We start from the raw sequence: 26,173 nt of genomic DNA, 5'->3' as shown, positions 1-26,173 counted from the left end.
CTTTCAAGGTGCGATCGCGCGGCATTTTTTTAAAGCATCCAGAAGCGATCACTAGCATCAAACCGCTATCTTAATTTTAGCTTACTGATAAAAAAGTTAACCTGATCTCACTGCTTTTACTTTGTTTTATTCTCTTTTTCTCGTTGTTCTCCATAATCTCGCAACTGCTTTAACAGTTTTTCTTGGGATGAGTTTTCTAAAGCTGAATTAGTCGCCAAAGGGCTAGAATTAGGATTTAACTGGAGGTTATTTTCAAAAACTTTAATAGCAGTGGGTGAAGGATTAATAGTAACTGTTTGTTGTTTGGGAGTTGAAGAAGTGGGAGTTACAACGTCTTGTTTGTTAACATTTGCTCTCATAGAGTCTAAGGTAGCAGCAACTTTTGCTTGTTGCTGTATTTGATCTGTAGAAGATACCAAGCCACTGAGACCATTTACCAACTGTCGCAAATTTTCTCGAAAAGTAGGATCGCCTGTCAATTCGTCTAAATCAGATGTAAGTTTTTGAGTATTTTCAAATGTAACCCTAGCTGAATCTAATGTTTGTTGGAGTAATACTAAATTCTTAGGATCATTTAAAGTTTTAGAGGCATCGCGTAAATTAGCTGAAGCTTGAGCCGCATTTGCTGAAAGAGTTTCAAAATTTTGGAGTAATTCTCCTTGGGTTAACCGATTAACAGCAGGTGATAAGCTACTAACTGTCACACGCAATTGATTACTAGTTTCGGTGATATTATTTAAAGCACCAACCAACGTAGAACGATTTGTAGTTACTAAGCTATCTAGATTACCGAGCAGACTATTAGCTTTATTTGCAGTAGTACTAAATTCACTGGCGGTTACACCCAATTGATCTACCGTTTTCGTTGTGGATGCAGTTAATTTATTTGTTGCTTGTTGGACTGAATTGGCAGTAGCTGAAAATGTACTTAATTGTCCTTGAAAATTTTTACTCAAACTCCGTAGGTCTTGAGTAAGTTGTGCAACACTAGAAGTTGCTTGAGTTGAACTTTCTAGAAGTTGATTCAACCTTTGATAAAACTTGGGACTACTATATGCAGCAGCTAAATCAGTTGAACTGCGAATCAGTTCATCAACACTAATACCAATTTGACCTGGTAATCGAGAACCGTTACAAATAATCAAGCTGCGATCGCAATTGCTATCTAGTGGTTTTGCATTTACAGTACCAGCAGGTAGTGATGTTTTTGGTGTGATGTCAATAATGCTTTCGCTAATTAGTCCACTTTGATTAGCTTCAATGACAACATCACGAGGAATCACAAGATCAGCAGAAGCAATTTCAATCACTACATCCACGGCATTAGGCCCTGGTTGAACTTTAGAAATACTGCCTACTTTCACGCCTCGATATCGAACTGTTGAGCCTTTTTGCATCCCACCAGCATTAGCAAATTCAACAATAGCTTTATATGAACTACGAGCAGCGGTAAATCTATTCAACCACAGAATTATCATCACAAATGCTCCTAGTCCGACAAGGACTAGCAACCCTACTGAACCTTCTCTCAATGTTCGTCTAGATGTGAAACGGTTTGTAATGAAATCTCGCATATTTTTTCTCTACCCAACAACCAATGAGAAGTGAGCATTTATGAGTTAAGTTCAACTTTTCACTCATCACTCTGATCTTTTTAACCAACCACTTGAATAGGGCCTTGCACACTCCCACTCATAAATTGTTTGATTAATGGCTGGTCTGTGCTGTCTATTTCATTAACTGTACCTTGCCACTGCACTTTACCTTGATAGAGAAACACCAGTCTATCGGCTGTGCGACGAATCGTACTTTCTTGGTGGGTAACAATGGCATAAGTCCCACAGACTCCGTGTGCAAGTTGTAAGTCACGGATTAAATCTTCTATCACGGTAGAGGCGATCGGGTCAAGTCCCGCTGTTGGTTCGTCGTATAGTAAAACTTCCGGCCCTTCTGCAAGGCTATCAGGATTAGACATAATTGCACGGGCAAAACTGACTCGTTTTCGCATCCCTCCAGAAAGTTCAGATGGATAAAGATTGCTGATTCCCGACAAGCCAACCATATCTAACTTTTCTTTGACTAGTTCTTGAATCCGCGATCGCGGTAACTTGGAATGTTGATACAGTAAAAATCCCACATTCTCATCTACTGTCAACGAATCAAATAATGCCGCTTGTTGAAACACCATGCCAATACCAATAGGATCGGCACTATCCTCAATTAACCCTTGTCGTCGTACCCCTTGTACATAAATTTCTCCTTCATCAGGATTCAATAACCCAGCTATCAACCGTAAAACTGTCGATTTACCAGTCCCGGAAGGGCCAATAATCCCTAGTGCTTCTCCCCGGTAAATTGTCAAATCTACATTATCTAAAACTTTATTACTACCAAAAGACTTAGAAATGCCTTTGAGTTCAATTAGTGGTTCATTCATGAGTAACTGTCAGTGGTCAGTGGTCAGTGGTCAATGTTCAGTGGTCAGTAGTCAGTAGTCAGTGGTCAGTGGAAAATAAACAACTAACAACTGACAACTAACAACCAACAACCAACAACTAACAATTAACAACTAACAAACATGCAAGATAGTGATGTCATAGTTATTGGTAGCGGTATTGGTGGATTATGTACTGCTAGTTTGCTGGCTCGTCATGGCAAGCGAGTAATTGTGTGTGAAAGTCATACAATTGCTGGTGGTGCAGCCCATAGCTTTGAACGGCGAGGATTTAAATTTGATTCTGGTCCCTCCTTTTATTGTGGACTGAGAAATGCCCAAAGTTTGAACCCTCTCAAACAAGTTTTAGATGTTATTGGTGAATCCCTTCAAGTTATACCTTATGATCCTTTAGGACACTACCATTTTCCTGAAGCTACTTTTGCAGTTTATAGCAATGCCAAGATGTATCGTCATGAACTGCATAAAATTACGCCCCAAGGTGCTAAAGAATTTCAACGATTTGCAGAACGCTTATTAGATCTATATGAAGCGATGAAAGGTATTCCTACCTTAGCTTTGAGATCTGATTGGCAAGTAATTTTAGTATTGCTGCAACGTTACCTACCATCTTTGGCGAAAATGCTCCCCCATTTGCCTCTGGTGCAAGCTTCTGTTGGTAACGTCATGGATGCGACAATTCAAGATACTTGGGTGCGGCAACTGATTGATTTAGAATGTTTTTTGCTTTCTGGGTTAAAAGCCCACGGCACAATTGCCCCAGAAGTCGCTTTTATGCTAGGTGAACGTTCCCGTGCTGGAGTTGAATATCCTTTAGGGGGTAGTGCAGCAATTGTCAATGCTTTGGTGCGGGGATTAAAACGCTGGGGTGGTCAGTTGCGTTTGGGATGTCACGTTGAAAAAATTTTGGTGGAATCTAATAAAGCTGTAGGTGTAAAGTTACAAAATGGTGAAGTATTGAAAGCGCCAATTGTAATTTCCAATGCGACAATTTGGGATACTTACAATCACTTACTCAATCCTGAAGATTTACCAGCTGCTTTCCGAGAAGTTGCTTTAAATACACCAGCGGTTGATAGTTTTATGCATTTGCATTTAGGTATTCGGGCAACTGGGTTAGATAATTTGACGGGACATCATGTGGTAGTTCACAATTCTAGTCAAGATATCACGACACCTGGTAATACTTGCATGATCTCGATTCCTAGTGTGTGGGATAAAACTTTAGCGCCAGAGGGACATCATGTAATTCATGCTTACACCTTGGAACCTTTTGCTGGTTGGCAACGAAATGATGGGTATGAACAGAAGAAAAAACAAAAAGCGCAATCTTTATATCGTGCTTTAGAAAAAGTTATTCCCGATATTCGTGAACGTGTGGTGTTAGAACTTATTGGTACACCACTAACTCATGCCCATTATCTCAGAAGATATCAGGGAACTTATGGGCCGGCTATTGCTGCGGGTAAGGGAATGTTTCCCAGTACGCAAACGCCGATAAAAGGTTTATATCGTGTTGGTGATAGCACTATGCCAGGAATTGGTGTACCTGCGGTAGCTGCTTCTGGGATTTTGTGTGCCAATAGTTTAGTAGAGCGATCGCAAACAGCAGATTTATTGGTTTTAATATCTTCGACTTCTTGAAGAAGTCAGAGATATTCATGTCCGTAATGGGTGGCGGTAATGGCTAAGATAGCACTGCTGATTGGAGTCAGTGAGTACGGTGAAGGTATCCCGCCTCTGTCATCTGCTCTCAATGATGTGGAAGCTATGGAACGAGTTTTGCAAAACCTCAATATGGGAGGTTTTGAACAAGTTGAACGGCTGCTGAATCCCGATGCGATCGCCATGCGAAAGGCTATTCAAAAGCTGTTTAGAGAAGCTGGAAAAGACGACTTAGCATTATTCTTTTTCTCTGGTCATGGTATTACTAATGATGAAGATCATCTCTATTTAGCAACTCAAAATACAGCTAAAAGCGATCGCCTTTGCTAGTTACGTTAGTTCTGTAGTACTAAAGTGCTAGTAATTAGCGTTCGCCTGTGCCAGTTGCGTAAGTCCTGTTCTACTGAGGTATGATACTTGTTATCGAAAACGCGCATTTCGTTTACCGCGCCATACTCTAAGAATTATGCCATGTCCGCAGAGTTTGCAATGGTAAATCACCAAACATTTTCTTGTAATCTCTAGAAAAATGTCCGGCACTCCAAAATCCCCATTGGTGAGCTACCTGCATCACCATTGTTGTATCGGGATCGCTATTTCTTAAAGCGCGACGTACTCCATTAAGCCGTTGAATCTTCAGATAAGCCATTGGACTTAAGCCAAAAATCTCTCGAAAGCCATAAGATAAGGCGCTGCTGCTAGTTCCTAATTCGTTACATAATTGTTGCAGGGTTAAAGGGCGATCGGGAAAAGATAAAGCAATCTCTTCAGCTTGTTTGACCAGGGAATAACGGCGGAAGGTTTTTAATCTGTATGAATTTTTCTGTCTACTTTTACCCACCGTGTTAACCAGCAATGGCAAAAAATCTTCCATAATCACTGATCGCATCTGTGGTTGCGTTAGTAATGATGGTTGGCTGATAAATATTTGACTGATTGCTTGATAATAAGCTCTTAGAGAGCGCAATGTAGCTTGGTGGAGACGAATCAAATTCTGTTTGAGAAATTTTTGCCCTAAATCGTATCCCATTTGGTTACATAAGGACTGGAAAACTGACAAATTAACACTCGCTATGGCTATGAGACTGTCTTTTCCTGCAATGACATCCGTTTCTCGCGCCGGATCGAACCCAAATATATCGCGTTTTTTGATCGGGCAACCATAAGACATGACTTGTGTCTGACCGCTTTGAAGTGCGATTGCAAATATAAGGTCGTCAGAAGCCTTAGGTCCAGTTACTTTCAAGGCTTGATTTTGATTAACGTCGGTAAACTTCAGACCCCTAAAGTCTGCAAAATTAACGCTCCCCCTAAAATTACCTTGGGTTAACTGGTTAGCAGTCACATTCAATGGTTTGATGGCTTCAGCAAAAGCATCAAGATCGTGAAACTGGCGAGTGATGACCACAGGAGCGTTATGAGAGCCATACTCTGAGATGAGGGACATAGATTGAGATTATGGTTGAGTAAAATAAAGTAATCGTTAGCTTGAGCGAGTATTAAAGAGAATAAGGCAACTATACACTTTTTGGTGGTGTTTATTCAAACATATAAAAGTTGGAATTTTAGAATGTTTGTTGACATCAAATAATGACATAGTTGCTATATACATGTGTTAACTGACTTGCAAATAAAAAAATGCCCCCCAATTTATTGTGGTGTGGGCATCGTGTCTCTTTTGAAGAAACATAAATAGTATCTAATGACTAAACAATTCAATGGGACAATCTCCCTCAATATTCGAGATTCTGTTCCTGACTGGGAACCCTACGCTGAACCGAAAGCCCCAGAAGGTTCACCCAATATACTTTACCTTGTGATTGACGCGAGATGCCGGTCAACCCGTTTCCTCAGACTACGAAGATGAGATTCCTTAAGAGTTTGAAGGCGCAAAACTGAAAAAAGCGATCGTCACCATTAAAAATGATGCAGGTGCGATCAATTACAAAAAAGAACTTAGAGGAATGTTACTACGCGATTAATTCTATCTAGTAGGGACATAACACTGTTATGTCCTTAAACTGCGCTGTTATGTCATGGTGGGTTACGACGGATTGGGAAATGCTTATTATTACCAAAGTTATCACCGTCTAACCCACCCTACTAGACTAGGACGGCTCTCCCGTAGTTATGGTGATAAGAGAAATTTATACCTCGTAGGGTGGGTATTGTTTTTTTTAGAGGACGCTCTCTTCAGCAAAACTCATAAAAAAGGTAAATATTCCCTGGCTATCTATCACTATAAACTCACGTTAAATTCAATCAAAAAATATGTTAAAAACACTCGATCAAGTCCACAATGGCTCTCACAACAAAGATTTTGATCAATTGTCTGCAACAATAGCAAATAACTGCAAAGTTTCCGTTTATGATGAATGGTCATCGTTAGAAGAAGTCATTGTCGGAGTGGTAGAAAATGCCAGACTTCCTCAAATTGACCCCAGTGTACGTGGGGTAGATTTTCCTGAATTAGCTGACGAAGATATTCCCACCGGAAAATTTAGCGATCGCGTCCTAGAAGAAACTCAAGAAGACCTTGCTATTTTGGTTGCCACGTTGCAAGAATTAAACGTGAAAGTTCGTCGCCCAGAAATCACCAACCATTCCATCTCTTTTTCTACCCCTAATTGGTCTTCTTGTGGACATTTTAATTATTGTCCTCGTGATGTGTTTCTAGCACTAGGCAATCAAATTATCGAAGCCCCCTCTCCTTCCCGTTCTCGTTATTTTGAAATGAATGCTTATAAAAAAGTATTTTTAGAGTATTTCCATTCCGGCACTCGTTGGATTTCAGCGCCTAAACCGATGTTACTCGATGAATTATTCACAAATCCTAATAGTAAACAACATGGATTCTTAAACTCTGAAATTGCTTTTGATGCGGCGAATATTCTTCGTTTAGGTAAAGATATTCTTTATCAAGTTAGCGATTCAGGAAACCAGTTAGGAGGACAATGGTTGCAATCAATTTTAGGAAACGATTACCGAGTCCATCAATGTATAAATGTCTATCTCGGTAAACATATTGATACAACTTTTACCGTTGTTCGTCCGGGTTTAGTTGTGATTAATCCAGAACGAGTTAATCATGATAATTTACCCGCATTATTTCACAATTGGGATAAAATTTGGTGTCCGGAACCCGTAGACATTGGATATGAAGGTTATCCTCTTTCATCAATTTGGATTGCGATGAACTTTCTCGTAGTTAATCCGGAATTAGCAATTGTTGATAAAAGGCAGGTTTCTTTAATTAAAGAGTTAGAGAAACGAGGTGTCAATGTAATTGGATTACAACTGCGCCATGCTCGCACATTAGGCGGTGGATTTCATTGTGTAACTAATGATGTGCGACGTTCTGGATTACTCGAAGATTACTTTAACTAACACATAAACTCAGACTTTTATAGAGAGGAAAAACAATGAGTGAGAAACTTAAAAGCGGTTATCAAGGATTAAAAAAAAGCGTCGATCCCAAACGGTGGTCTAAGCAAAAAGCATTACTGACTGATGAAAAATTAGCGATTGAAGGTCATCCAGTCATGGAACGTTGGGAAACTCCTTATATGAAAGCTTTCGCCGAGTTGGTGACTCGAAATGGGGGTCATATATTAGAATGTGGTTTTGGCTTAGGAATATCAGCTAATGCGATTCAATCTTATCATCCAGAAGAACATACGATTATAGAAGCCAATGAAGATGTGTTTAAAAGATTGATTGAATTCCAACAAACAGCCGCTCATAAAGTAACCCCTATTTTAGGTTTAGCTTGTGAAGTATTAGAATCATTTAATGAGCCAAAATTTGATGGTATTTTTTATGATACTTATCCTTTGAATGCAGATGAACAACACACCCACCAATTTACTTTTATCAAAAAGTCTTATCCGTTGCTCAAAAAGGGTGGAATTTTAACCTATTGTAATTTGACTTCAACAGGAGTTCTCAAGAATAAATACGATTCCTGGAAACAGCTTTTCAATGAAACTCAACTTCCTCATCTTCTTGAAGCGGGTGTTCCAGAAAACGATATTAAGGGTATCGTTATCTTTAAAGTTTCCCCACCTTCTGATTGTTTATATTTTCAACATAAAACAGCAATGATTCCTATTCTGATAAAAGATGTTTAACTCTCCCGTTGCATACCCCATAATTTTTGACCTTCTGGAATTTCGATATCGCCAGGGCAAACACATCTAAAACAATTAAACTCAACTTTTTTCCCATCAATTTATGGAAACACTTTGGACTACTCTGACAAACATTAATGCCTCTGGCTTTCCCATTGGTAAAATTGCAATTGTTGTAATTATTCTAGCGGTGACTCAGTTTTTGAGGGTGTTTTTAACCAAAATTATTCTCAAACGCATTGAACGCGTCACCAGAAAAACTCAAAGTAAATTCTATGATGAGTTAATTGGTGTTTTGAAGCCCTGCTTAAGCGGTATAATTCTTATTGGTGGATTGTGGCTAAGTAAAGATATTCTGTCAGAAAACTTAGGCGCTAAGTTAAGTCAAACGCTCACTCAATTTCTTAATCTAATTGTTCTTTTAATCATTGCTTATTTTGTTTATCGAGCTTCTTCTATCTTCGGCCAAATTATTGCTGAGGTTTTGCTGCATACTGACAGTGAACTCGATGAATTATTGAAGCCTTTGATGCCCAAAATTTTCCAAGCAATTGCGATTATTCTCATAACTCTCAAGATAAGCGAGCTATTTTTAGGACAGTCTGCGGCTGCCCTTATTGGACTATTAGGGGGGGCTGGAATCACATTAGGTTTATTATTCAAAGATATCCTTTATGATTGGTTTTGTACCTTAATTATTTACTCTGATTCGATTTATAAAGAAGGAGATTGGCTGGTCATTTCAGGATTTTCAAACATGGTGCAAGTATTAAATGTTGGTTTTAGAACTACAACCATTCATGATACTGTATGGGGTTCTATTACGAAAATGCCGAATTCAAAAATGATTTCTGGAATAGTAGCAAACTGGTCACAAAATGCCGAAGAAGAAGGAAAATTTGGGATTAATTTGCATCTAAATATTGATGGTATTTCAGCCCAACAAACTCACCGTATTTGTGAGGGAATTGAAAAATTGCCAGCATCTATTCCAGGGTGTTATGAGAAATGTTTAGTCAGGTTTAAAAAAATTGAACAGAATGCTCGTGTTATTGAAATTAGAGCTTATGTCAGTTCTCTTAGTTTTTATTTTGCTGCTGAAAGAAAATTAAACTTAGCCATATTAGAACTTTTAGAAAAAGAGGGAATTGATTCGTTGTATATTGAACTATTAACCGATCCAGAAACAAATAAAAAAGAGCAAAAAGCAACAAATAATTAAAATTTTTTTTACTTATAATCAACATGAAAAATCAGACAGTTCTTATTGTTGGCGGAAGTTCGGGAATTGGACTAGCCTTAGCTCAACAAGTTAAACAACAAGGAAGTAATGTGATTATTGCTTCCAAATCTGCTGAACAACAAGCCCCTGAATTACGAAAAATTAACAAGCTCAAAGAGTGTAAATACTTTTCGTTTGATATTACTAAAGAAAGTGAAATCAAAAAATTATTAGAAAAGGTAGGTTGTATCGATCATATTGCCATAACAGTGAAGTCTCCTTTAATTGTTGCTCCATTCTTAGAGTTAAATACCCCAGATGTCCGTCACGCATTTGAAACCAAGTTTTGGGGTCAATACAATATCGCTAAATTAGCTTATAAACAAATTAATTCGGGGGGGAGTATTGTCTTTTCTTCAGGAAGTTTGGGCATTCGTCCCTATTTTGGTTTTTCTACGCTAAGTATGATTAATGGTGCAGTGGAATCTTTATGTAAAGCTCTTGCCTTAGAAATCGCTCCGATTAGAGTCAATGCTGTTTCTCCAGGGTTTACAACGTTAAAAGAAATGGAAGACAAAATTCCTCTAGGACTAGGAAAGTTCTCACAAATAGCAGAAGCCTATTTATTTCTAATGAACAATAGTTATCTAACAGGGACTACCATTCTTAGTGATGGTGGTGCAATGTTAATTTAAACCTTAAATTCATATTCATAACGCCTCATGACTTCCAATACAAAACCCTCTTAAACTCTCTCATCCCCTCCTAGTAACCCCCCCAAAAAAAGACATGATTTGGATACCGGGGGGAACATTTCAAATGGGATCAAATAGTTGTAAATATCCCGAAGAAAGACCTATTCACACCGTCACTGTCAGTGGTTTTTGGATGGATAAATAGGGAGCATCCCACTTTTTTGAACGTCATTGCGAACGTAACGAAGTGGAGTGAAGCAATCGCAAAATCTCTGACTACAAACAAGTCAATACGATTGCTTCGTCGTTCCTCCTCGCAATGACACTTATTCTCTTGTTGTCAAATAAAAACTGGGATGCACCCGATAAATATCCCTATTCTGTCAGTTTCCGAAATAAGCAAGTAGTTCAACAACGAAATTATCTAGAAGCATAATAGGGTTTAAATTGATTCATTGCTGCTATTAATAGAAATATTTCTGATGGACAATAAATAGTTATTGAGATTCTAGACGAATCTACAACAATCGTGAGTGGTGAATCGCAATTCTGGAAATCTTTAGAAAAATTTCGCCAAGAACAAGAATTAGAAGCAGTAAGTATTGAACCTGGAGTTTTTACACATGTTCGAGATTCTTCACCAGGACGTGAAGTGGTTTGGTGAACTTACGCTTTTTATTAGATACTAATATTCTTTCCGAGCCATTGCGCTCAATTCCCAACTCCAATGTTATCGAAATGCTGCGACGACATGAAAATGAAATAGCTACAGCAACTATTGTTTATCATGAATTACTTTTCGGATGCTACCGACTTCCAGAGTCTAAAAAACGTAAAACTATTGAATTTTTTACGCCGTTCTACTTAATTCAATTGACGTTGCTGAATCACAATACGAATTTGTATTATACAGAAAACAAAAATTTGAAAAAAGTTAATCTTTGAATTTCATATTTTAATTCAGCAACGCCTTATATTTATGATGTTAAATTTGTTTCAATCACTGTACCCACCAAACATGCTTTTTCTAAATTTACACCTCTCAAATTTGTACCTTCTAATTCCGCACATAATAAGTTAGCATCGGTTAAATTTGCCCCTGCTAGATTAGCATCCCGCAAGTCGGCTTCTTCAAGATTTGCCCCACTCAATAATGTTCCTTGTAAATCAGCACGGCTCAAGTCTGCACCTTTAAGATTAGCTCCAGTTAGGTTTGCACCTCGCAAGTCAGCACCTCTTAAGTCAACGCCTTGTAAGTTGATGTTCATCAAATTAGCGCCACTCAAAAAAGCACCAGATAAAGATACATCGTTGAGTCTTGCTCCCATCAAGTTAGCGCCGCGCAAATTGCTACCCCGCATATCAGCGCCTGTCAAATCTGCTTGCATTAAGTTGGCTCCCATGAGGTTTGCTCGCAAGTCAGTTTCTTGTAGGTTCGCTTGCATTAAGTTGGCTCCCTCGAAATGACTACCTTCGAGTTTGGAACCTGTAAAATCAGTACCCACAAGGGTAGCACCTGCAAGATTGATGCGGCTTAAGTCGAGTTGAGAGAGTTCCTCGTCTTCTAAATTTACTCCTGGGAGTTGCTTAATTTTTCCTGATCTAATGTCTTCGATATTCATTTAAGGTAACTACTAATCTCCTCACTACTCTTGTTATAGCTATCCCACCGGGAATCAATTAACCACATACCGCTACTGATTTTAGGCGACATCAAAGGTAAGTCTAATCCCTGTTGCAAACCCATAACCAATAAAGCTAAAGCATCTACAAGTTTAGGATCAAAGCGGGTTGATTGTTGTTGTCTGCATTCGTTTAAAGCTTGAGTAAATATCTCTTCGCGCGTTTGATTGGCAGATTTGATATTATTGACTCGCCACTGAAAATCTGCAACTAAAGCTACAATTCTCGACTCTAGAGGAATTTCATCTCCTGCTAAACCCGCAGGTTCTCCTGTTCCGTCCCACCACTCAGCTTGGTGAGTGATAATTTGGGCAACTGCTCGCAGCCTAGGCATTGTTCGCAATACCTGCGCTCCTGGTACTAAGGGACAACTTAAGGCACAACTGGGAGCATCTTCATCTTGATAACGAGTAGATGTACCAGGAGTCAAAATGCTGTCTGCTTTTTGTAATGGATCTATGCGGTGCAGTAAACCTGCTAGGCGTAATCTTTTAATTTGCCAAGCGGGTAGTTCTAGTAGCTGTCCCATTGTCTCGGAAAGCGCTACTACTTCCGCAGCTGCCATTGGGTTGTTGACATCTGCCATGTCCATCAGTTGTGCCATCCGCAAAAATGCCTGGATTTCGTTAGAAACCAAGTTGCGGTCTAGCGCTTGTTGACGTAATGCTACAGGGATGGATAAATTATCCTGTCCTGTCTGGAGATAATCAACTACGCGAGAGACAACTGTACCTAAATTTTTCGGTGGAGCTAAACTAGACTGGATTGATTTTTGATGTGTAACGAGTTTTTTTGCTAGTTCTGGGTTGTATTGTTGAGTGTGAGCGATCGCTAATTCTACTGTCTCTTGTACTAATTCTGGTTCAAATGTCCATAAGCCATAGAATTTACGCTCTAAATCGGTGTCTGGCAATCCTCCCAAGCCATAGTCAGCTTCTGATAACTCTTGACAAAGTACCATTGCTGTGTAGCTAGGCGCAAGAATAATTAAGTGCCACTCCTGCGATACCGGATCAGCCGCATCTAATGCTACTAAATTTACATTGGGTAATTGGCTTGTAGAATGTTCCGCAAAGCCTGTATCTGTCCCTGCCATAATCACAACTTCGCGGCTGCACTTAGCAATATCTGCATATCGTTCTGCTTCTTGCAGATACCATTTACCTTGTTGAAAGGCTGCAATTACTAAAGGTTGACTGTTGTCAGTTAAGATGTGGTCTTCTAAGGCATGGCACAGGGATACTAGGGTATTTTTGTAGTACACCCCTAATCGAATTGGTCTAGTGCTATGACGGTGTGCTGCTTCGAGCTGTTGTAAAATTGAACCTTCTAACATGGGCTTTCGTTATTCATAATTAAAAATCTGCTTTTATTCCCCAAATTTACTTTGTGTCTTTGTGGTTGCAAAAAAATTATATTAACCACAAAGGCACAAAGACACGAAGAAGACATTATGATATGCCTGCCAATTGTTTTTCTTTAGTATCAATTGGGGCAGAAAGTGCTGCTTCTAAGTCGGCACAACCCAGCTTTTCTTCTAAGATTTTCATAACTTCGCGCCCGAAGTCATTGGGGTTTTGTCGCCAAGCTTGCAAGCATACTTCGCCGAAGAAAGAGCCAAGAGGTTCGGGGTTCCATAATAGTTTCTTGGCTGTCCACGGCATTAAGCTCATAGGATCATATCCTGGTTTGAGGATGCCTTCTTTGAAAGCATATTCTTCTAAATGGGTATGCGGTTGCAATCCAATAAAGAAAATCGCAGGTTCAACTTTATCAACGCCGAAAATTCGTTCTAGTTCGCGGTGGTAGGCGATGGTTTGGCGAATAGTTTCAAGACGTTCGTCAATCACATTAAAGGAGTAATTGACAGATACTAAGTCATTAAACCCGGCTGCTTTTAAGTCGCGGCAGTTTTGTAAGACAGTCCGCAGATTGTACCCCATTCGCATTTTTCGCACGAGTTCTTGAGAACCACTAGTGATGCCAATTTCAAAGTAATTCATCCCGGTTTTTGCCATCAATTCGCACAACTGGGGTGTCAGGTTATCGGCTCTAATGTATGCTGCCCAATGGATATCTGTCATCCCGGAATCAACGATTTTCTGCAAAAGTTCTATGGCATCGTCGATAAATTTGCGGGCGGGGATAAATTGGGCATCGGTAAACCAAAAGTTGCGAATGCCGCGATCATACAGTTGGCGCATCTCGGCAACGACTTCATCTGCCGGGTTAATACGTACCTGTTTGCCTTCGACGACGGTGTAAACACAATAACAGCAGTTGTGAGGACAGCCGCGCTTGGTTTGGACACCGATGTAAAAATCTTGTTCTTGCAGATAATAATTAAATTCCGGCCAGATACCTTCTATATAGTCATAATTACAAGCAGTCTTTTCTAAGGGTGTGGGTTGTTCGTGAATCAACCTGTTACGTGGTTGAGTTTCTCCTACAACATAGCAACGTTCATCTTGAAACTCGTCGCCACTTAAAAGTTTTTCTAGCAGAGTTTCCCCTTCACCTACAGAAATAATTGTTCCTGGAGGTAGGCTTTTACCCAACTGCTCATAAAATACGCTGACTGCACCGCCACCAACAACTGCACGGGCATTATCATGATATTTTTGGGCGCGTTTTAAACCGCGTTTGATTAATCCCTGGTTACGCCACAGTTCTGCATAGTAAGCGATGAAGATTCGCAAACCGCCTAATGCCCCCCGTAATTTAATCAAGGGATTTTTGGCATAGTACAACTCAAAGGCGTTTTGCAGCGGGTTTCCACCACGTCCACCAACTGGGGCATAAATTTGGATATCCCGCCACGAAAATACTAGCAGTGTTGGTTTAAATTCATCGATACAGTCATCCAGGGCAGAAGCGTAGTCCAAAGGTGGCACTGTTCCCAAATCAAAAATGCGCTGTTCGATTCCAGGAAATTGCTTGTGGACATGATCTGCCAAGTAGACAACCCCAATCGGAAAAATGGGATTACAGGGAAGGCGAACGTAGAGGATTCGATTTTCGATCATGAGGGTTTTTATTTCCATCTTGCCGTTCTTCAAGGAAAAGCGAGATAAAAATCTCGTTTTAAAGTGTATTTGCTTTAGTTACATTGGCTATATCAACATTTGGCTTGACATATAAGCTATTTTTTGATAAAGGATAACTCTATTATTGACAACTGTGGGAATAGTTAAATTTGCTCAACATCAAACAAATAGAAATAGGTTTTATGAACGAAGTTTTCACATATCTTTACCATAACATTGAGTTTATTCATAAAGCGATGATCCCTGATATAAGTCTGGGGATAGATGAAACCAAAAAAATAAATTCTGAAGTAGGGGTAAGGCAATGATCCTTTAACTAAGCCTGACTCCCAATCCCCTTAGAGAAATACAAGCTTTGTTGACAAGAATATATCCGCAGTCATAGTGTATAATTTTCCAAAAAGAAGATTTGTTTATTTAGTTTTCATAACTTGAACATATCTTTAGATATAAATAGCGTAGAAAATTGTAGTTGGTAGTCGGAGTTACAGCATCTGGGGATCAGCAAGTGTTAGCTTTGCTGATGTAATGTAAAATTGTGGCGTAAAGCTCCTCGGCAGTTATGGCTCAAATATTAGATCCACTACCACCTGAGCAATCGGAGAATATTCTCTGCTGCTACGTTAATGCCACGAGCAAAATTCAGGTGGTTCGCATCTCCAATATTGCTAACTGGTACTTTGAAAGGGTTGTTTTTCCTGGACAACGACTCATATTTGAAGCACCACCAAAAGCTCAAATGGAGATTCATACAGGTATGATGGCTAGTGCAATTTTATCGGATAACATTCGGTGCGATCGCTTGGCAATTGAACAACCGAGCGCAAAAGAGTTTGATACAGATTCAGTAGGGATAGACCCTATCAGTAATAAATCAATGGTGTCATCGATTAATACAAAAGTCGGAGATACAACAAAACCTTTAACAATATCGCGTTTAGTATCCGTTGATTAAAAAAACAATTTTCTTTAATTTTTAGGGTTGCTAAATTTAGCAGCCTTTTTTATTGAAATGGGGCATGGGGCATGGGGCATGGGGCATAGAAAAATTACTTCCTTATTTCCCCCTCTGCCTCCCCTGCCTCCCCTGCCTCCCCTGCTCTCTTCCCTCTCTGCCGTTTAAAATTAATGTTATGAATCTACCTTCTTTTCTCTGGCTGTGGAAAATAGCTGCTTGGTCAATGGGATTATCGATAATGGCGTATTTGCTGTTAGCGATTACTGGGATTTGGATGTTTCGCGTTAGAACTTCGCAAAATCTCCCTAGTTTTTTACCGATTATTGGCGGACGCTCAACAGTGCGATCGCTCCACTATACAATCGGTATTACTATGGTAAGTTTAGTGCTGCTACTACTGGCAATTGGCATTGTTGGTACGTTGGGACACTTTGGTTCCTTGGGGCAGTCATCACACTTGGTTGCTGGGTTAATAGTAGTAGGATTAGTTTTGCTGTCTGCTTTCAGCGCCACACAAATTAGCTCTAGACGAACTTGGGCTAGACCTTTACATATCGGTGTAAATATTATCTTGTTTGCAGGTTTTGCTTGGGTGTCAATTACTGGTTGGAGTGTAGTACAAAAGTACTTACCTTGATCTTAAAGAAATCCCAGATAATTTGTTATTCAATCAGCTTCTTTGATTGTAAAGACAACGAAAACACGAAACAAACAATCAAGCTCATAACCACAAGTTCACCGCCATCTTCTACAAGAATTAATATAGGATCTAAAAGAGGTGAACTTAATAGTACATGAAACATATCTGCTGCAACTCCAAAAAAAGCCAAAGTAAACAGCAATATAATTAAATATTTTGATACTTTTTTAGACAAGCGATCGCCTAGGCGATAACTAATAGCAATGGCAATCAAAAATAATAAACCAGCGACAGCAGATACAACAAGTTCCCCAAAGTCAACTGCTCTAAGATGAAACATAGTGTGAAACGAAAACTTACTGCTAATTAAAGCTCCCAAGTGTTCATGTATCTGACCTGCATCATCAAGCAACAAATAAAAAAATAGTACAGACCAACTTAAGTATAGAAGTGAACGTCCTTGTACTGCTAATAAACCTAATAAAAGCGCAGACCAATACTCTTTGACATATTGAAAAATCTCTGAATACCCTCTATCTGTTTCTAACGAAAAAACGTCATTAGAAATAAAGTTGCTATACGAATAAATTAAATGAAGAACAATAAAAACAACATCTGTTGCTAAAAATAAGCAACATAATTTAAATGCCCAATTACCTTTGTCTAATTTTACTTTTATCGAATATTTTAATCTTGTACCTAGCACAGAACGGAAATCCTTAATCACATTTAGCCAAAATCACTCTGACTACTTTGTCGTAGTGATTATTTCTAAAGCTTATGTAGTGCTTTAAATTCTAATTTAATCTTAAATTAAAATAATCATAAACTAAATTTAATTTTAAAGCTAAACTTTTTTAAAAAATTGACTAAAAGTTTGATGAAATTTACCTAAAAAAATATAGAGCTTATAGTTATAAAATTTTCGCTACTGTCTCAAGGAATACTTAAAATAAACCTTTAGGAATAATTTTAGACAGCAAATTTTTAGGTAAGTTAAAAAATGTTTACCTTACAATAAAAAAAAGTATGCTCATAAAGCCGTGACAACAACTTCAGCCAATACTTCTACTTCTATTTTTCGCCTTTCCCCGCTAATTCGAGTTACCCTATTGACTTTATATATAGCGCTGACAGCACCATTACCTTTTTTATCTCAGGTAACAGCTGCACCCATACCGCCAGTATTATTGTGGGTAGGAATTGGCGTAGGTTTAGTTGGTCTATATGCGGTATTGACTGAACAAGTAATTGTCAATGACCAACAAATCCAGTTAGCATATCCGGTTTGGGTTCCTCGCTTCTTTCGTAAAGGTTGGACTTTACCTTGGGCAGATGTCAAAGAATTAAAACCTCGTTCTACTGGTCAAGGAGGATTGGTTTATTATTTTCTTAGCCAGGATGGAAAAGCTTATTTACTCCCCATGCGTGTAGCTGGATTTACCCGTTTAGTGAAAATCGTAGAAGCTAAGACAGGCATTAACACCACAGATATTCGCCCTTTAGCCCAGCCGTGGATGTATATAATTTTGTTAGGATGCACCCTGCTCTTGTTATTAGTTGACGGCTGGACTATTACTACAGCTTTAACTACCGGACAATTAAATTAATAGACATCTTGGAAAAATAACTATGAGTTGCTATGGGAATCCGGTTTGATTTGGTGAAATTACTTGCGTAGGCAGGGAGCAGAGGAGCAGCACTTTGACTACGCTCAACTACCGCGCAGTCGAAACTCAATGACCGGGGCACAGAAGCATAAGAGTTTTTTCTGTGTGCCTTCTTCCCATGCCCCATGCCCACTTGCCCCATGCCCCATACCCCATGCCCCAACTACGGTTAGAACAAGTTAGTCTGTTCACGAAACTCAAAACCCAGCTTCAGGGATACCCTATATTGCAGGATATTTCCTTTGAGGTATATCCAGGAGATTGCATTAGCATTGTGGGTTCATCAGGTGCTGGTAAAACTTCATTATTGCGTCTAATCAACCGCCTGATTGAACCCAGTAATGGCAAAATCTATCTGGAGAATCAAGAATACCGCCAAATTCCCATAACACAGCTACGGCAATGGGTGACACTGGTGTTACAAGAATCAAAGCTACTAGGGATGACAGTTCAACAAACTTTGGCCTATCCTTTACTTTTGCGTAGATTACCCACACAAACAATTCAGCAACGAGTCAATTATTGGATAGAACAACTGCACATTCCTAGTGAATGGTTGGGACGCACTGAAGTACAACTTGCTGCTGGACAGCGACAACTAGTAGCGATCGCTCGTGCTTTAATTATCCAGCCAAAAGTTTTACTATTAGATGAGCCAACCTCTGCCTTAGACGCTGCTACAGCTTCTAGTCTGATGCAAGTCTTAACTCAGTTAAATCAAACTCATCAAACTACAATTTTGATGGTTAATCACCAGATGGACTTAAATCAGATGTTTTGCGGTCGCCTGTTACACTTACAACAAGGCCAGTTATTAACAGATCAAACAGCTTCTGAAATCGACTGGGTTAATTTACGCAACAACTTGATGCAAGCAGACTCTCAAGCTGCCCAAGAATGGATTTAAACGTTTTTGTTCTCAAGGAAAACTCTACGAACGTTGAGTACTCAGCGTAGAACGTTGATTGCTAAACTTTTCTTTGGCTAACTTGGTTTGTACCTGTGGAATGTTGGCATTCAAAATTTCCATATTAAACCGATATCCCACATTACGGATAGTTTGAATTAAACTAGGTTGGCGCGGATCAAGTTCAACTTTTTTTCGTAGCGACAAAACATGAGTATCAATAGTACGAGGGTTATCAATAGCATCAGGCCAAGCACGACGCAGCAATTCCGACCTACTTAATGGTACTCCTCCAGCTTGCGCTAAAACGTACAGTAAACTGAACTCTTGGGGTGTTAAGTCGATGAACTCTCCTTGAAATCGAACGCGGCGCTGAACCAAATCGATTTGCAAAGTGCCATAATCTAGGTAAGCTGGCGCAGATGGTGTGCGCTTCCGGCGAATTAACGCTTCTACCCTTGCTAAAAACTCTTGCATTCCAAAAGGTTTACTTAAGTAATCATCTGCTCCCGCCTTTAAACCTGCGACGATATCGGCTTCGTTACTACGCGCAGATAGCATTAAAATCGAAGGTTGCTGCTGACGATGCAACCAACGGCAAAACTCAATACCATCACCATCAGGAAGATCCGCATCTAGAATAACTAGAGTCGGTTGATGGACTAAAAACTCTTCTCTTGCTTGATAAATGCTGGCAGCTTGATGGACTCTATACTCTAACTGTTGCAAGTGCCAACCGAGTAACGACCTCAGATGGGGATTCCCCTCAACGATTTCAATACAAACCGAACCCACAGTGGTAAGACCCCTTAGCGTCGATAAATTTCAAAGTAACAAGCCTATGCTCAAGGTTTTGTAGTCTTTGTTACTTCAGTTGCAATTGGCTTTACATTTCCTCAAACAAAGAGTGGCAATATCTTTAACTTATGCCTTGTCCAAGGCTGAGTTAGTCAGATTCTTTAATTTTTTCTTAAATTTTTGTTAGACTAATCAAAAGCTCTCTTGGTTAAATATCTTGCTTCCGTAGGGATGTCATATACCAAAAAACTGTCAACAACTAGGGTAACTGTCAACTGAGCTATCTTTTAGCTTGATAGTATCAGGGGCTTCTACATTGTAAATAATGATGTCACGATGTCAATACCCGCTAATAAAATCGGGCTGTAGACAGAGGAAATCATAAGAATAGCTTACCAGATAATAAAATTCCGGGTTTTCTAGAATAGGATTGAATTACGTCTTAGCTGCTGGAGGATACCACCAAAAGAAATATATTTAGCTTCGATTTGACACCCTAGAGTAAAAGTAACACTTCACATTTCAACGTGAATCATTTACAATTCTCATTCCAAAGAGATTAATACAGCAGTTATGCTTCAAGACACACAAACCATTCGCTATTACCAAAAAATCACCGACGCCTTCGCCAGGTTATGGAGTAGCGGTTATCGCATGGATGATATGCGGATGTATTTGGATGGATATTTAGCCGCGCTGCGTCAGAGTAACGCTATTGAACCTTTTCTAATTCATCGCTTAGAAGAGGAAGCTAGCCGCTACCTGTACGATGAATCAAATTTTCTCATGACTCAAACACAACCACAGCATGACTACTACTAGTTTCTTTAACAGGGCGTAAGTAGTAACCATAGATCAATGCAGATGATTATAGCATATCGTTTGCCTTTATCAAAGTTTTAGTGGTGTGAATTTTTGAAGATATTTTTATTGATAAAATTATCCCCTCGGATTTGCTTAGGTTATACTAACTATTCTGAGGGGATTTTTAACATAAATAAACATAACTATATGGCAAGAAGCAGAAGGTCAAAAAATTACTGATCCTGACATTCGTACTTTTAAAATATCCTAATTTATACTTTAAATATTTTTTATTACAACTCTAGTTTTTGAATTTTCATTTGTTACCTAAATTTGGACAAAGTGGTAGTCTTAAAAAAGAAAACTCAACTATAGTCTTTAAACTATGGTTGATGACACTATGCTTACCAAGCTTTAGCAAATTTCAACTCTGCAATGATCCTTTGCAAACATAGTTCTGTTAATACTGTTAGAAATATTAATTTTAGCAAGCAGTAAAAAAATATTACGCTATGATTGCAACTTGGTGTCAGAATAATTGATGCAGCCTCACATAAAATTGGTATAATTTTCATCCTTTCTCAATATGTCTCGCTCTAAAGCTTTACAATATTACATTGTCTCCCGTTTGTTACTGGCTCCACTGCAACTGTTAACTATTATTACGATTGTATTTTTATTACTACGAGCAACACCAGGAGATCCAGCAGATGCAATTCTCGGTGGACGTGCGCCAGAAGCTGCTAAAGAAGAGTTGCGGAAACAACTGGGTTTAAATCTTCCTTTGTGGCTACAGTATTTAAATTATTTGGGAAATATACTGCGTTTTGATTTGGGTACATCTTTAACAAGTCGCGGCCAAAATGTTTGGGACATAATTGGTCAATATTTTCCGGCGACAGTGGAATTAGCAGTATTTAGTATGGCAGTTGCACTCACTGTCGGTATTTTGGTTGGGACTCTTTCGGCTTCCCGTCCTGGAACATCTTTTGATGTTGGAGGACGGTTATTTGGGATTATTACCTACGCACTGCCCATGTTTTGGGCGGGAATGCTTTTACAATTAATTTTCTCAGTTCAACTCGGCTGGTTTCCCAATTCCAACCGTTTCCCACCTAATCTTCCTGTTCCCTCTACTATCACTGGCCTCTATACAATTGATAGTTTACTCAATGGCAACTGGAATCAGTTTTTTACAGCTTTACACCATCTAGCCCTTCCTAGTCTCACTCTAGGCATTTTGCTCAGTGGGATTTTTGAACGTATTGTCAGAGTAAATTTAAAACAAACACTCAAGTCAGATTATGTAGAAGCAGCTAGAGCCAGAGGTGTTGCTGAAAATAAGATTTTAGTCTCCCATGCCTTAAAAAATGCTCTAATTCCTGTAATCACAGTCTTAGGATTGACCTTTGCTTCTCTATTAGGTGGAGCAATTTTGACTGAAGTCACGTTTTCTTGGCCTGGATTAGCCAATCGACTATATCAAGCAATTTCCGATCGCGATTATCCCACAGTCCAGGGAGTACTAGTATTTTTCGGGGCGATCGTCGTGAGCGCAAGCATTTTGATAGACATTTTAAATGCTTATGTTGATCCACGTATCCGTTATTAAAAATACGGTTTGGTTTGCTTGTTTGTCTAAGAAAAGTAAGGACTAAAGTCCTGACTACAAGATCAAAAACTAATCTGAACTTTTAAATTTTTTTGCCAACATAGTTAACAAAATTTTTCTGGGTACTAACTGAGCTAATAAAGTTTGTAATTGAGTATTAACATTACCAATTACTAAAGTTGGCTGCCCATTTTCTAAAGCCTTAAGAGATGCACGTACAACTTCTTCACTGGTAAACATTTGATTCGTACTTCCTGCTAAACCTGGAGGAAAGTTAGCTTCGGCAAAAAAGTTTGTTTCTATAGGCCCTGGACAAGCAACAAGAATACGAACACCATAAGAACGGTTTTCTGCCCATAAAGCTTGACTAAAGCTAAGAATAAAAGCTTTACTGGCAGCATAAACAGAAAGATATGGCATTGGTTGAAATGCAGTGATTGAAGATAAATTAATAATACCTCCAGAACGTCGTTGCCGCATCAGAGGTAAAAATTTGTGGGTTAAATCCACTAAGTTCAAAATGTTTAGTTGTACAATTCTAATTTGTCTTTCTCTATCGCTTTCTGCGAAGTCACCATAATCACCAAAACCAGCATTATTAATTAGTAAATCAATTGTTAAATTCTTATTTTTAATAACATCAAATATAATATTAGATGCATTAGATTCGGTGAGATCTTTAACTATAACATCTACTTGAATTTTATATTGCTCTTGTAATTGTTTGGCTATTTGATGAAGCTTCTCTTCAGAACGAGACACAAGAACAAGATTTGTCTGACGCACAGCTAGTTCTTCAGCAAAAGCTTTACCAATACCACTAGATGCGCCAGTAATTAAAGCAGTTGACATCTTATAATTGCTTAAATTTTTATCCACCTTTTAGATAGTAACTATATTTAATACATATTTTAACTATCCAAAGTGATACGCCAAAAAGCTTATATGAACTACGAATTGTTGGATAATTTGGGATTAAAAGGTGTTGACTTACTGAAAAAACGGTCTAAAATTTCTGATTGTTGCTCTGCATTTAAGTTGGTAGAATTGTTGCTCAAATTTCTAACTAAGTCTAGGTCTTGGGAAATCTCTACAGTTTTATTTGATTTTTCAGTTTTAAGTTTTTGTAATTTACCGACAATACCACCTACTGTTTCGTCTGTACCTCCTCCTCGTGGTATAAGCTGCATCAGTAACTCCATTGCAACGGTTGGTAGTACTTGGCTGGAATGACTAAGGAAAAAATCAAAAGTCATGCTACCTAGACGGATGCGATCGCCATCTTTTAGTTTAATCGATTGATGGGTCTGTTCACCGTTGACAAAGGAGCCGTTAGTACTATTAAAGTCGATTAAGTAAAAGCCTTGATGCTCTACATATTGAATTGCAGCGTGGCGACGAGACAAATATTGATCCAGAATGCAGATACCACTGCTGTGATCGCGCCCGATTGTCCAAATCTGTTGCGGTTGTTGTAAAGTTTGCGTTTGATTTTCGTACAAGTTAGTGACTATATAAACGCTAGAGTCATCTACTATACCCTGTACATAATGAGTTTTCGCCCTTTTCAAAGATGGCTGATATATGTTTTCTAATTGGAGAATTTCATCTAAAAGAGTACTATGTTGCTCATATAACTTCAAGAATATTTGATATAAACTTAATTGCTGTTCTAATTCCTGATTTTGCAGATTACTCGCCGTAGCCAAGTTTTTGACTACTAATAAATGTAATTTACTAATTTCTGACATCATAAATATTTTATTTAAACCCCTAATCAAGGATAATTATTTGTTTTTATTGCCATGACCAAAAATTGAAGCTGAACTTTTACTTACCAGCAGTCTTCATATACATATAATTAAATATTTTTATAAACAAATTATCGTAATGCTTTGTTTCTTATTGTAAAGTACAGTTTTGATTTTTTAAAAGATAGTAATTATTAAGAAATATTAAAGTAGTTTTAAAGCTACGTGATCAGGTAGGAGATCTGCGGGTTAATATCGGTTTAATAGTACTTTATTTTCACGCAAGTCCCTAATTGCGATCGCACTAATTATCCAATACTGAAAATTTACGTAGGTTGGATTTCACTTTGTCTTACCCAACTTGCAAAAATAGGTTTTATTCTCAGTGTAATATCAGTAAAGTCATAAAATACTAATACAACAGCTTAATGATGCAATTCAGCTGTCCTGATGGTAATTAATTTATCAATTTTTTAATTTGGAATTAACTTCATCTAAAATTCTAAATCTCAACCTCGAATTATAACAACCCTCGTTTACCATTGGGACGTATTGTCATCCAGTTAGTCTTCGCTAGTGCCATTTGTTCATCAGAAATCTTAGCACCACTAAGGTTAGCACCACACAGATTAGTTCCTCGGAGATTAGCATTACTCAGATAAGCATGGCTGAGGTCTGCACCTCGCAAATCTGCTCCTTCTAAATCAGCATGATTGAAATAAGCTTTGCTCAAATTAGCGTCTTTGAGATTAGCTTTAGTTAGACTGGCTCTGCCAAAATCGCTATTATAGAGATTAGCTCCTTGGAGATTGGTTTTTTGCAATTGAGCAGAATGGAAATTTGTTTCGGATAAGTCAACACCTTGGAGATTTAATAGATTTAAATTATGTAGAGCAAAATCTCGTCTTCCCTTCAAATAAGCTGTAAGTAAACCTTGGGTATCTAATTTACGTACAATTTTAGAATGTTGATTTTGTGAACTACTACTGTTGCTATTAGATAAAAATGTTGATTTGCCTATCGCAGATCCTTGACGCATTCCTCCTGCATCTGATTCTGCATTCTTGGCTCGTCTGGCTCGAATGGCTGCTGCTACTTGAGCTACTCCTAAACCAGTAGCAGCGACAGAAGGATTACTACATAAAACAGCAGAATCTTCCCAACGACTGTGAGTTTTTTCTTTAACTTCAGTATCAGACTTAACTAGCAACCCCTTAGACAAACTTTCTAGATATGGTTCTATTTCTAACGCTCTTAGTACTTCCTGGGCTGACTGGTAGCGATTGCGTACAGACACATCTAACATTTTCCGTAACACACTAACCAAGTGGTCACTCACTTGCACCAGTTTTTCCCACATGATCTCGCCCGTTGTGGGATTGTAATCTATATCTTTAGGAGTTTTGCCAGTTAAGAGATAAATACATGTTACGCCTAGTGCATAGATATCACTAGCATAAACTGGACGCATAGCCATTTGCTCTGGCGGTGCAAACCCAGGAGTACCGATTGCATAGGCAGTTAATGCTGTCTGTCCAAATTGGTTAGTCGCAGCTTGGCTAACTTGGTTTTTGACTGCACCAAAGTCAATCAGTACCATTCTGGCATCTTGGGTACGGCGAATTAAATTTGCTGGCTTGATATCACGGTGTATTACATTTTGCTCATGGATATATTGTAGCAATGGCAGAATTTCACTTAAAAATTGCTTGACCCCAGTTTCACCCAAAATGCCCTTAAGTTTAACTTCTTGCTGTAAGGTAGCACCGCTAATGTATTCCTGAACTAGATAGAACTGTTCTTGTTCTTCAAAATAGTCTAGTAACCTTGGTACTTGAGGATGATTACCAATTTTGCCTAGGGTTTTAGCTTCTCGCTCAAAGAGTTCTCGCGCCATCTGCAAGACGTGGGGTGCAGTTGCAGAGGGACGTAGTTGTTTGATTACACAACTTGGTTCTCCAGGTAAAGCTTCATCATTAGCTAAGAAAGTGGCTCCGAAACCTCCTTGACCTAATGGTTCAACTACCCGATAGCGATCGCGCAAGAGTAGTCGCGAACCACAAGATTGACACCTTTGGCTATATGCCACATTTTCGGGATTTGGACAGATAGGATTTAAGCAGTAGCTCATGCACT

General features: G+C 38.8%; 26 protein-coding genes. 15 read left to right on the top strand and 11 right to left on the bottom strand.

The window, feature by feature from the left end; genetic code table 11:
* Positions 1 to 116: 116 nt before the first annotated feature.
* Entirely contained in the window at positions 117 to 1,574 is a 1,458-nt protein-coding gene (locus QI031_RS13865; RefSeq protein WP_281485711.1) for an MlaD family protein, read from the bottom strand.
* 80 nt (positions 1,575 to 1,654) lie between these two features.
* Positions 1,655 to 2,437 carry an ABC transporter ATP-binding protein gene (locus QI031_RS13860; protein WP_281485710.1) on the bottom strand — a complete coding sequence of 261 codons (783 nt, stop codon included), beginning with the start codon at positions 2,435 to 2,437 and terminating at the stop codon, positions 1,655 to 1,657.
* 141 nt (positions 2,438 to 2,578) lie between these two features.
* Here QI031_RS13860 and QI031_RS13855 point away from each other — a divergent pair, with 141 nt between their 5' ends.
* Positions 2,579 to 4,099 (top strand): phytoene desaturase family protein, encoded by a 1,521-nt coding sequence (locus tag QI031_RS13855; protein ID WP_281485709.1) that lies wholly within the window; start codon positions 2,579 to 2,581, stop codon positions 4,097 to 4,099.
* A gap of 39 nt (positions 4,100 to 4,138) precedes the next feature.
* Entirely contained in the window at positions 4,139 to 4,450 is a 312-nt protein-coding gene (locus tag QI031_RS13850; protein ID WP_281485708.1) for a caspase family protein, read from the top strand.
* 127 nt (positions 4,451 to 4,577) lie between these two features.
* Here QI031_RS13850 and QI031_RS13845 read toward each other — a convergent pair whose 3' ends face one another.
* A complete protein-coding gene (locus tag QI031_RS13845) occupies positions 4,578 to 5,567 on the bottom strand; it encodes a helix-turn-helix domain-containing protein (RefSeq protein ID WP_281485707.1) in 990 nt (329 codons plus the stop codon).
* Between the two features lie 824 nt (positions 5,568 to 6,391).
* On the opposite strand from QI031_RS13845, the gene QI031_RS13840 reads away from it, so the two are divergent.
* The 7 genes from QI031_RS13840 (at position 6,392) to QI031_RS13810 (ending at position 11,112) form a co-directional block, all read left to right on the top strand.
* The gene (locus QI031_RS13840) at positions 6,392 to 7,507 is read left to right on the top strand and encodes an inosamine-phosphate amidinotransferase 1 (protein ID WP_281485706.1); all 1,116 of its coding nucleotides are present in this window, start codon (positions 6,392 to 6,394) and stop codon (positions 7,505 to 7,507) included.
* A 35-nt stretch (positions 7,508 to 7,542) separates the two neighbouring features.
* The gene (locus QI031_RS13835) at positions 7,543 to 8,250 is read left to right on the top strand and encodes a class I SAM-dependent methyltransferase (protein WP_281485705.1); all 708 of its coding nucleotides are present in this window, start codon (positions 7,543 to 7,545) and stop codon (positions 8,248 to 8,250) included.
* Between the two features lie 103 nt (positions 8,251 to 8,353).
* Positions 8,354 to 9,472 (top strand): mechanosensitive ion channel family protein, encoded by a 1,119-nt coding sequence (locus tag QI031_RS13830; protein WP_281485704.1) that lies wholly within the window; start codon positions 8,354 to 8,356, stop codon positions 9,470 to 9,472.
* 23 nt (positions 9,473 to 9,495) lie between these two features.
* Positions 9,496 to 10,167, top strand: coding sequence for an SDR family oxidoreductase (locus QI031_RS13825; RefSeq protein ID WP_281485703.1), 672 nt, complete (start codon positions 9,496 to 9,498; stop codon positions 10,165 to 10,167).
* A gap of 94 nt (positions 10,168 to 10,261) precedes the next feature.
* Entirely contained in the window at positions 10,262 to 10,372 is a 111-nt protein-coding gene (locus tag QI031_RS13820) for an SUMF1/EgtB/PvdO family nonheme iron enzyme (protein WP_281485702.1), read from the top strand.
* 324 nt (positions 10,373 to 10,696) lie between these two features.
* Complete coding sequence (locus tag QI031_RS13815; protein WP_281485701.1) at positions 10,697 to 10,831, top strand: hypothetical protein; 135 nt, start codon at positions 10,697 to 10,699, stop codon at positions 10,829 to 10,831.
* Entirely contained in the window at positions 10,828 to 11,112 is a 285-nt protein-coding gene (locus QI031_RS13810; protein ID WP_281485700.1) for a PIN domain-containing protein, read from the top strand. The genes QI031_RS13815 and QI031_RS13810 overlap by 4 nt, the downstream gene beginning before the upstream one ends.
* Before the next feature lie 32 nt (positions 11,113 to 11,144).
* Here the strand turns inward: QI031_RS13810 and QI031_RS13805 are convergent, their stop codons facing one another.
* The 3 genes from QI031_RS13805 to QI031_RS13795 all read right to left on the bottom strand — a co-directional run bounded on the left by QI031_RS13805 (position 11,145) and on the right by QI031_RS13795 (position 14,876).
* Positions 11,145 to 11,789, bottom strand: a complete 645-nt coding sequence (locus QI031_RS13805; RefSeq protein WP_281485698.1) for a pentapeptide repeat-containing protein — start codon at positions 11,787 to 11,789, stop codon at positions 11,145 to 11,147.
* The gene (locus QI031_RS13800) at positions 11,786 to 13,186 is read right to left on the bottom strand and encodes a DICT sensory domain-containing protein (protein ID WP_281485697.1); all 1,401 of its coding nucleotides are present in this window, start codon (positions 13,184 to 13,186) and stop codon (positions 11,786 to 11,788) included. Before QI031_RS13800 ends, QI031_RS13805 begins: the two co-directional genes overlap by 4 nt.
* Before the next feature lie 115 nt (positions 13,187 to 13,301).
* A complete protein-coding gene (locus QI031_RS13795) occupies positions 13,302 to 14,876 on the bottom strand; it encodes a photosystem II high light acclimation radical SAM protein (RefSeq protein ID WP_425526023.1) in 1,575 nt (524 codons plus the stop codon).
* A gap of 583 nt (positions 14,877 to 15,459) precedes the next feature.
* Between QI031_RS13795 and QI031_RS13790 the strand changes: the two genes are divergently transcribed.
* Together QI031_RS13790 and QI031_RS13785 are read left to right on the top strand one after the other, a co-directional pair.
* Entirely contained in the window at positions 15,460 to 15,852 is a 393-nt protein-coding gene (locus tag QI031_RS13790; RefSeq protein ID WP_281485695.1) for a DUF1830 domain-containing protein, read from the top strand.
* Positions 15,853 to 16,030: 178 nt separating this feature from the next.
* Entirely contained in the window at positions 16,031 to 16,492 is a 462-nt protein-coding gene (locus QI031_RS13785; protein WP_281485694.1) for a DUF4079 domain-containing protein, read from the top strand.
* Between the two features lie 25 nt (positions 16,493 to 16,517).
* Here QI031_RS13785 and QI031_RS13780 read toward each other — a convergent pair whose 3' ends face one another.
* The gene (locus tag QI031_RS13780; protein WP_281485692.1) at positions 16,518 to 17,222 is read right to left on the bottom strand and encodes a hypothetical protein; all 705 of its coding nucleotides are present in this window, start codon (positions 17,220 to 17,222) and stop codon (positions 16,518 to 16,520) included.
* 316 nt (positions 17,223 to 17,538) lie between these two features.
* Between QI031_RS13780 and QI031_RS13775 the strand changes: the two genes are divergently transcribed.
* Together QI031_RS13775 and QI031_RS13770 are read left to right on the top strand one after the other, a co-directional pair.
* On the top strand, positions 17,539 to 18,105 hold the full coding sequence (locus tag QI031_RS13775; RefSeq protein ID WP_281485691.1) for a hypothetical protein: 567 nt from the start codon (positions 17,539 to 17,541) through the stop codon (positions 18,103 to 18,105).
* 178 nt (positions 18,106 to 18,283) lie between these two features.
* A complete protein-coding gene (locus QI031_RS13770) occupies positions 18,284 to 19,072 on the top strand; it encodes an ABC transporter ATP-binding protein (protein WP_281485690.1) in 789 nt (262 codons plus the stop codon).
* Between the two features lie 24 nt (positions 19,073 to 19,096).
* Here QI031_RS13770 and QI031_RS13765 read toward each other — a convergent pair whose 3' ends face one another.
* On the bottom strand, positions 19,097 to 19,867 hold the full coding sequence (locus QI031_RS13765) for a response regulator transcription factor (protein ID WP_281485689.1): 771 nt from the start codon (positions 19,865 to 19,867) through the stop codon (positions 19,097 to 19,099).
* Between the two features lie 576 nt (positions 19,868 to 20,443).
* Here QI031_RS13765 and QI031_RS13760 point away from each other — a divergent pair.
* Together QI031_RS13760 and QI031_RS13755 are read left to right on the top strand one after the other, a co-directional pair.
* On the top strand, positions 20,444 to 20,692 hold the full coding sequence (locus QI031_RS13760) for a DUF6761 family protein (RefSeq protein ID WP_281485688.1): 249 nt from the start codon (positions 20,444 to 20,446) through the stop codon (positions 20,690 to 20,692).
* 568 nt (positions 20,693 to 21,260) lie between these two features.
* Positions 21,261 to 22,286, top strand: a complete 1,026-nt coding sequence (locus QI031_RS13755; RefSeq protein WP_281485687.1) for an ABC transporter permease — start codon at positions 21,261 to 21,263, stop codon at positions 22,284 to 22,286.
* Between the two features lie 69 nt (positions 22,287 to 22,355).
* Here the strand turns inward: QI031_RS13755 and QI031_RS13750 are convergent, their stop codons facing one another.
* The 3 genes from QI031_RS13750 to QI031_RS13740 form a co-directional block, all read right to left on the bottom strand.
* The gene (locus QI031_RS13750; RefSeq protein WP_281485686.1) at positions 22,356 to 23,138 is read right to left on the bottom strand and encodes an SDR family NAD(P)-dependent oxidoreductase; all 783 of its coding nucleotides are present in this window, start codon (positions 23,136 to 23,138) and stop codon (positions 22,356 to 22,358) included.
* Between the two features lie 98 nt (positions 23,139 to 23,236).
* Positions 23,237 to 24,040, bottom strand: a complete 804-nt coding sequence (locus QI031_RS13745; RefSeq protein WP_343217860.1) for an FHA domain-containing protein — start codon at positions 24,038 to 24,040, stop codon at positions 23,237 to 23,239.
* A 517-nt stretch (positions 24,041 to 24,557) separates the two neighbouring features.
* Positions 24,558 to 26,168 (bottom strand): serine/threonine-protein kinase, encoded by a 1,611-nt coding sequence (locus QI031_RS13740; protein WP_281485685.1) that lies wholly within the window; start codon positions 26,166 to 26,168, stop codon positions 24,558 to 24,560.
* Positions 26,169 to 26,173 lie beyond the last annotated feature (5 nt).

It is taken from the genome of Halotia branconii CENA392 (genome assembly GCF_029953635.1).
GTDB classification, from domain to species: domain Bacteria; phylum Cyanobacteriota; class Cyanobacteriia; order Cyanobacteriales; family Nostocaceae; genus Halotia; species Halotia branconii.
This window is presented reverse-complemented; position numbering and strand designations above follow the sequence as displayed.

Coding starts and splice junctions, on each gene's coding strand:
- QI031_RS13865 (WP_281485711.1), bottom strand. CDS start 1,574: ATGCGAGATTTCATTACAAACCGTTTCACATCTAGACGAACATTGAGA.
- QI031_RS13860 (WP_281485710.1), bottom strand. CDS start 2,437: ATGAATGAACCACTAATTGAACTCAAAGGCATTTCTAAGTCTTTTGGT.
- QI031_RS13855 (WP_281485709.1), top strand. CDS start 2,579: ATGCAAGATAGTGATGTCATAGTTATTGGTAGCGGTATTGGTGGATTA.
- QI031_RS13850 (WP_281485708.1), top strand. CDS start 4,139: ATGGCTAAGATAGCACTGCTGATTGGAGTCAGTGAGTACGGTGAAGGT.
- QI031_RS13845 (WP_281485707.1), bottom strand. CDS start 5,567: ATGTCCCTCATCTCAGAGTATGGCTCTCATAACGCTCCTGTGGTCATC.
- QI031_RS13840 (WP_281485706.1), top strand. CDS start 6,392: ATGTTAAAAACACTCGATCAAGTCCACAATGGCTCTCACAACAAAGAT.
- QI031_RS13835 (WP_281485705.1), top strand. CDS start 7,543: ATGAGTGAGAAACTTAAAAGCGGTTATCAAGGATTAAAAAAAAGCGTC.
- QI031_RS13830 (WP_281485704.1), top strand. CDS start 8,354: ATGGAAACACTTTGGACTACTCTGACAAACATTAATGCCTCTGGCTTT.
- QI031_RS13825 (WP_281485703.1), top strand. CDS start 9,496: ATGAAAAATCAGACAGTTCTTATTGTTGGCGGAAGTTCGGGAATTGGA.
- QI031_RS13820 (WP_281485702.1), top strand. CDS start 10,262: ATGATTTGGATACCGGGGGGAACATTTCAAATGGGATCAAATAGTTGT.
- QI031_RS13805 (WP_281485698.1), bottom strand. CDS start 11,789: ATGAATATCGAAGACATTAGATCAGGAAAAATTAAGCAACTCCCAGGA.
- QI031_RS13800 (WP_281485697.1), bottom strand. CDS start 13,186: ATGTTAGAAGGTTCAATTTTACAACAGCTCGAAGCAGCACACCGTCAT.
- QI031_RS13795 (WP_425526023.1), bottom strand. CDS start 14,876: ATGATCGAAAATCGAATCCTCTACGTTCGCCTTCCCTGTAATCCCATT.
- QI031_RS13790 (WP_281485695.1), top strand. CDS start 15,460: ATGGCTCAAATATTAGATCCACTACCACCTGAGCAATCGGAGAATATT.
- QI031_RS13785 (WP_281485694.1), top strand. CDS start 16,031: ATGAATCTACCTTCTTTTCTCTGGCTGTGGAAAATAGCTGCTTGGTCA.
- QI031_RS13770 (WP_281485690.1), top strand. CDS start 18,284: ATGCCCCATGCCCACTTGCCCCATGCCCCATACCCCATGCCCCAACTA.
- QI031_RS13760 (WP_281485688.1), top strand. CDS start 20,444: ATGCTTCAAGACACACAAACCATTCGCTATTACCAAAAAATCACCGAC.
- QI031_RS13755 (WP_281485687.1), top strand. CDS start 21,261: ATGTCTCGCTCTAAAGCTTTACAATATTACATTGTCTCCCGTTTGTTA.
- QI031_RS13750 (WP_281485686.1), bottom strand. CDS start 23,138: ATGTCAACTGCTTTAATTACTGGCGCATCTAGTGGTATTGGTAAAGCT.
- QI031_RS13745 (WP_343217860.1), bottom strand. CDS start 24,040: ATGATGTCAGAAATTAGTAAATTACATTTATTAGTAGTCAAAAACTTG.
- QI031_RS13740 (WP_281485685.1), bottom strand. CDS start 26,168: ATGAGCTACTGCTTAAATCCTATCTGTCCAAATCCCGAAAATGTGGCA.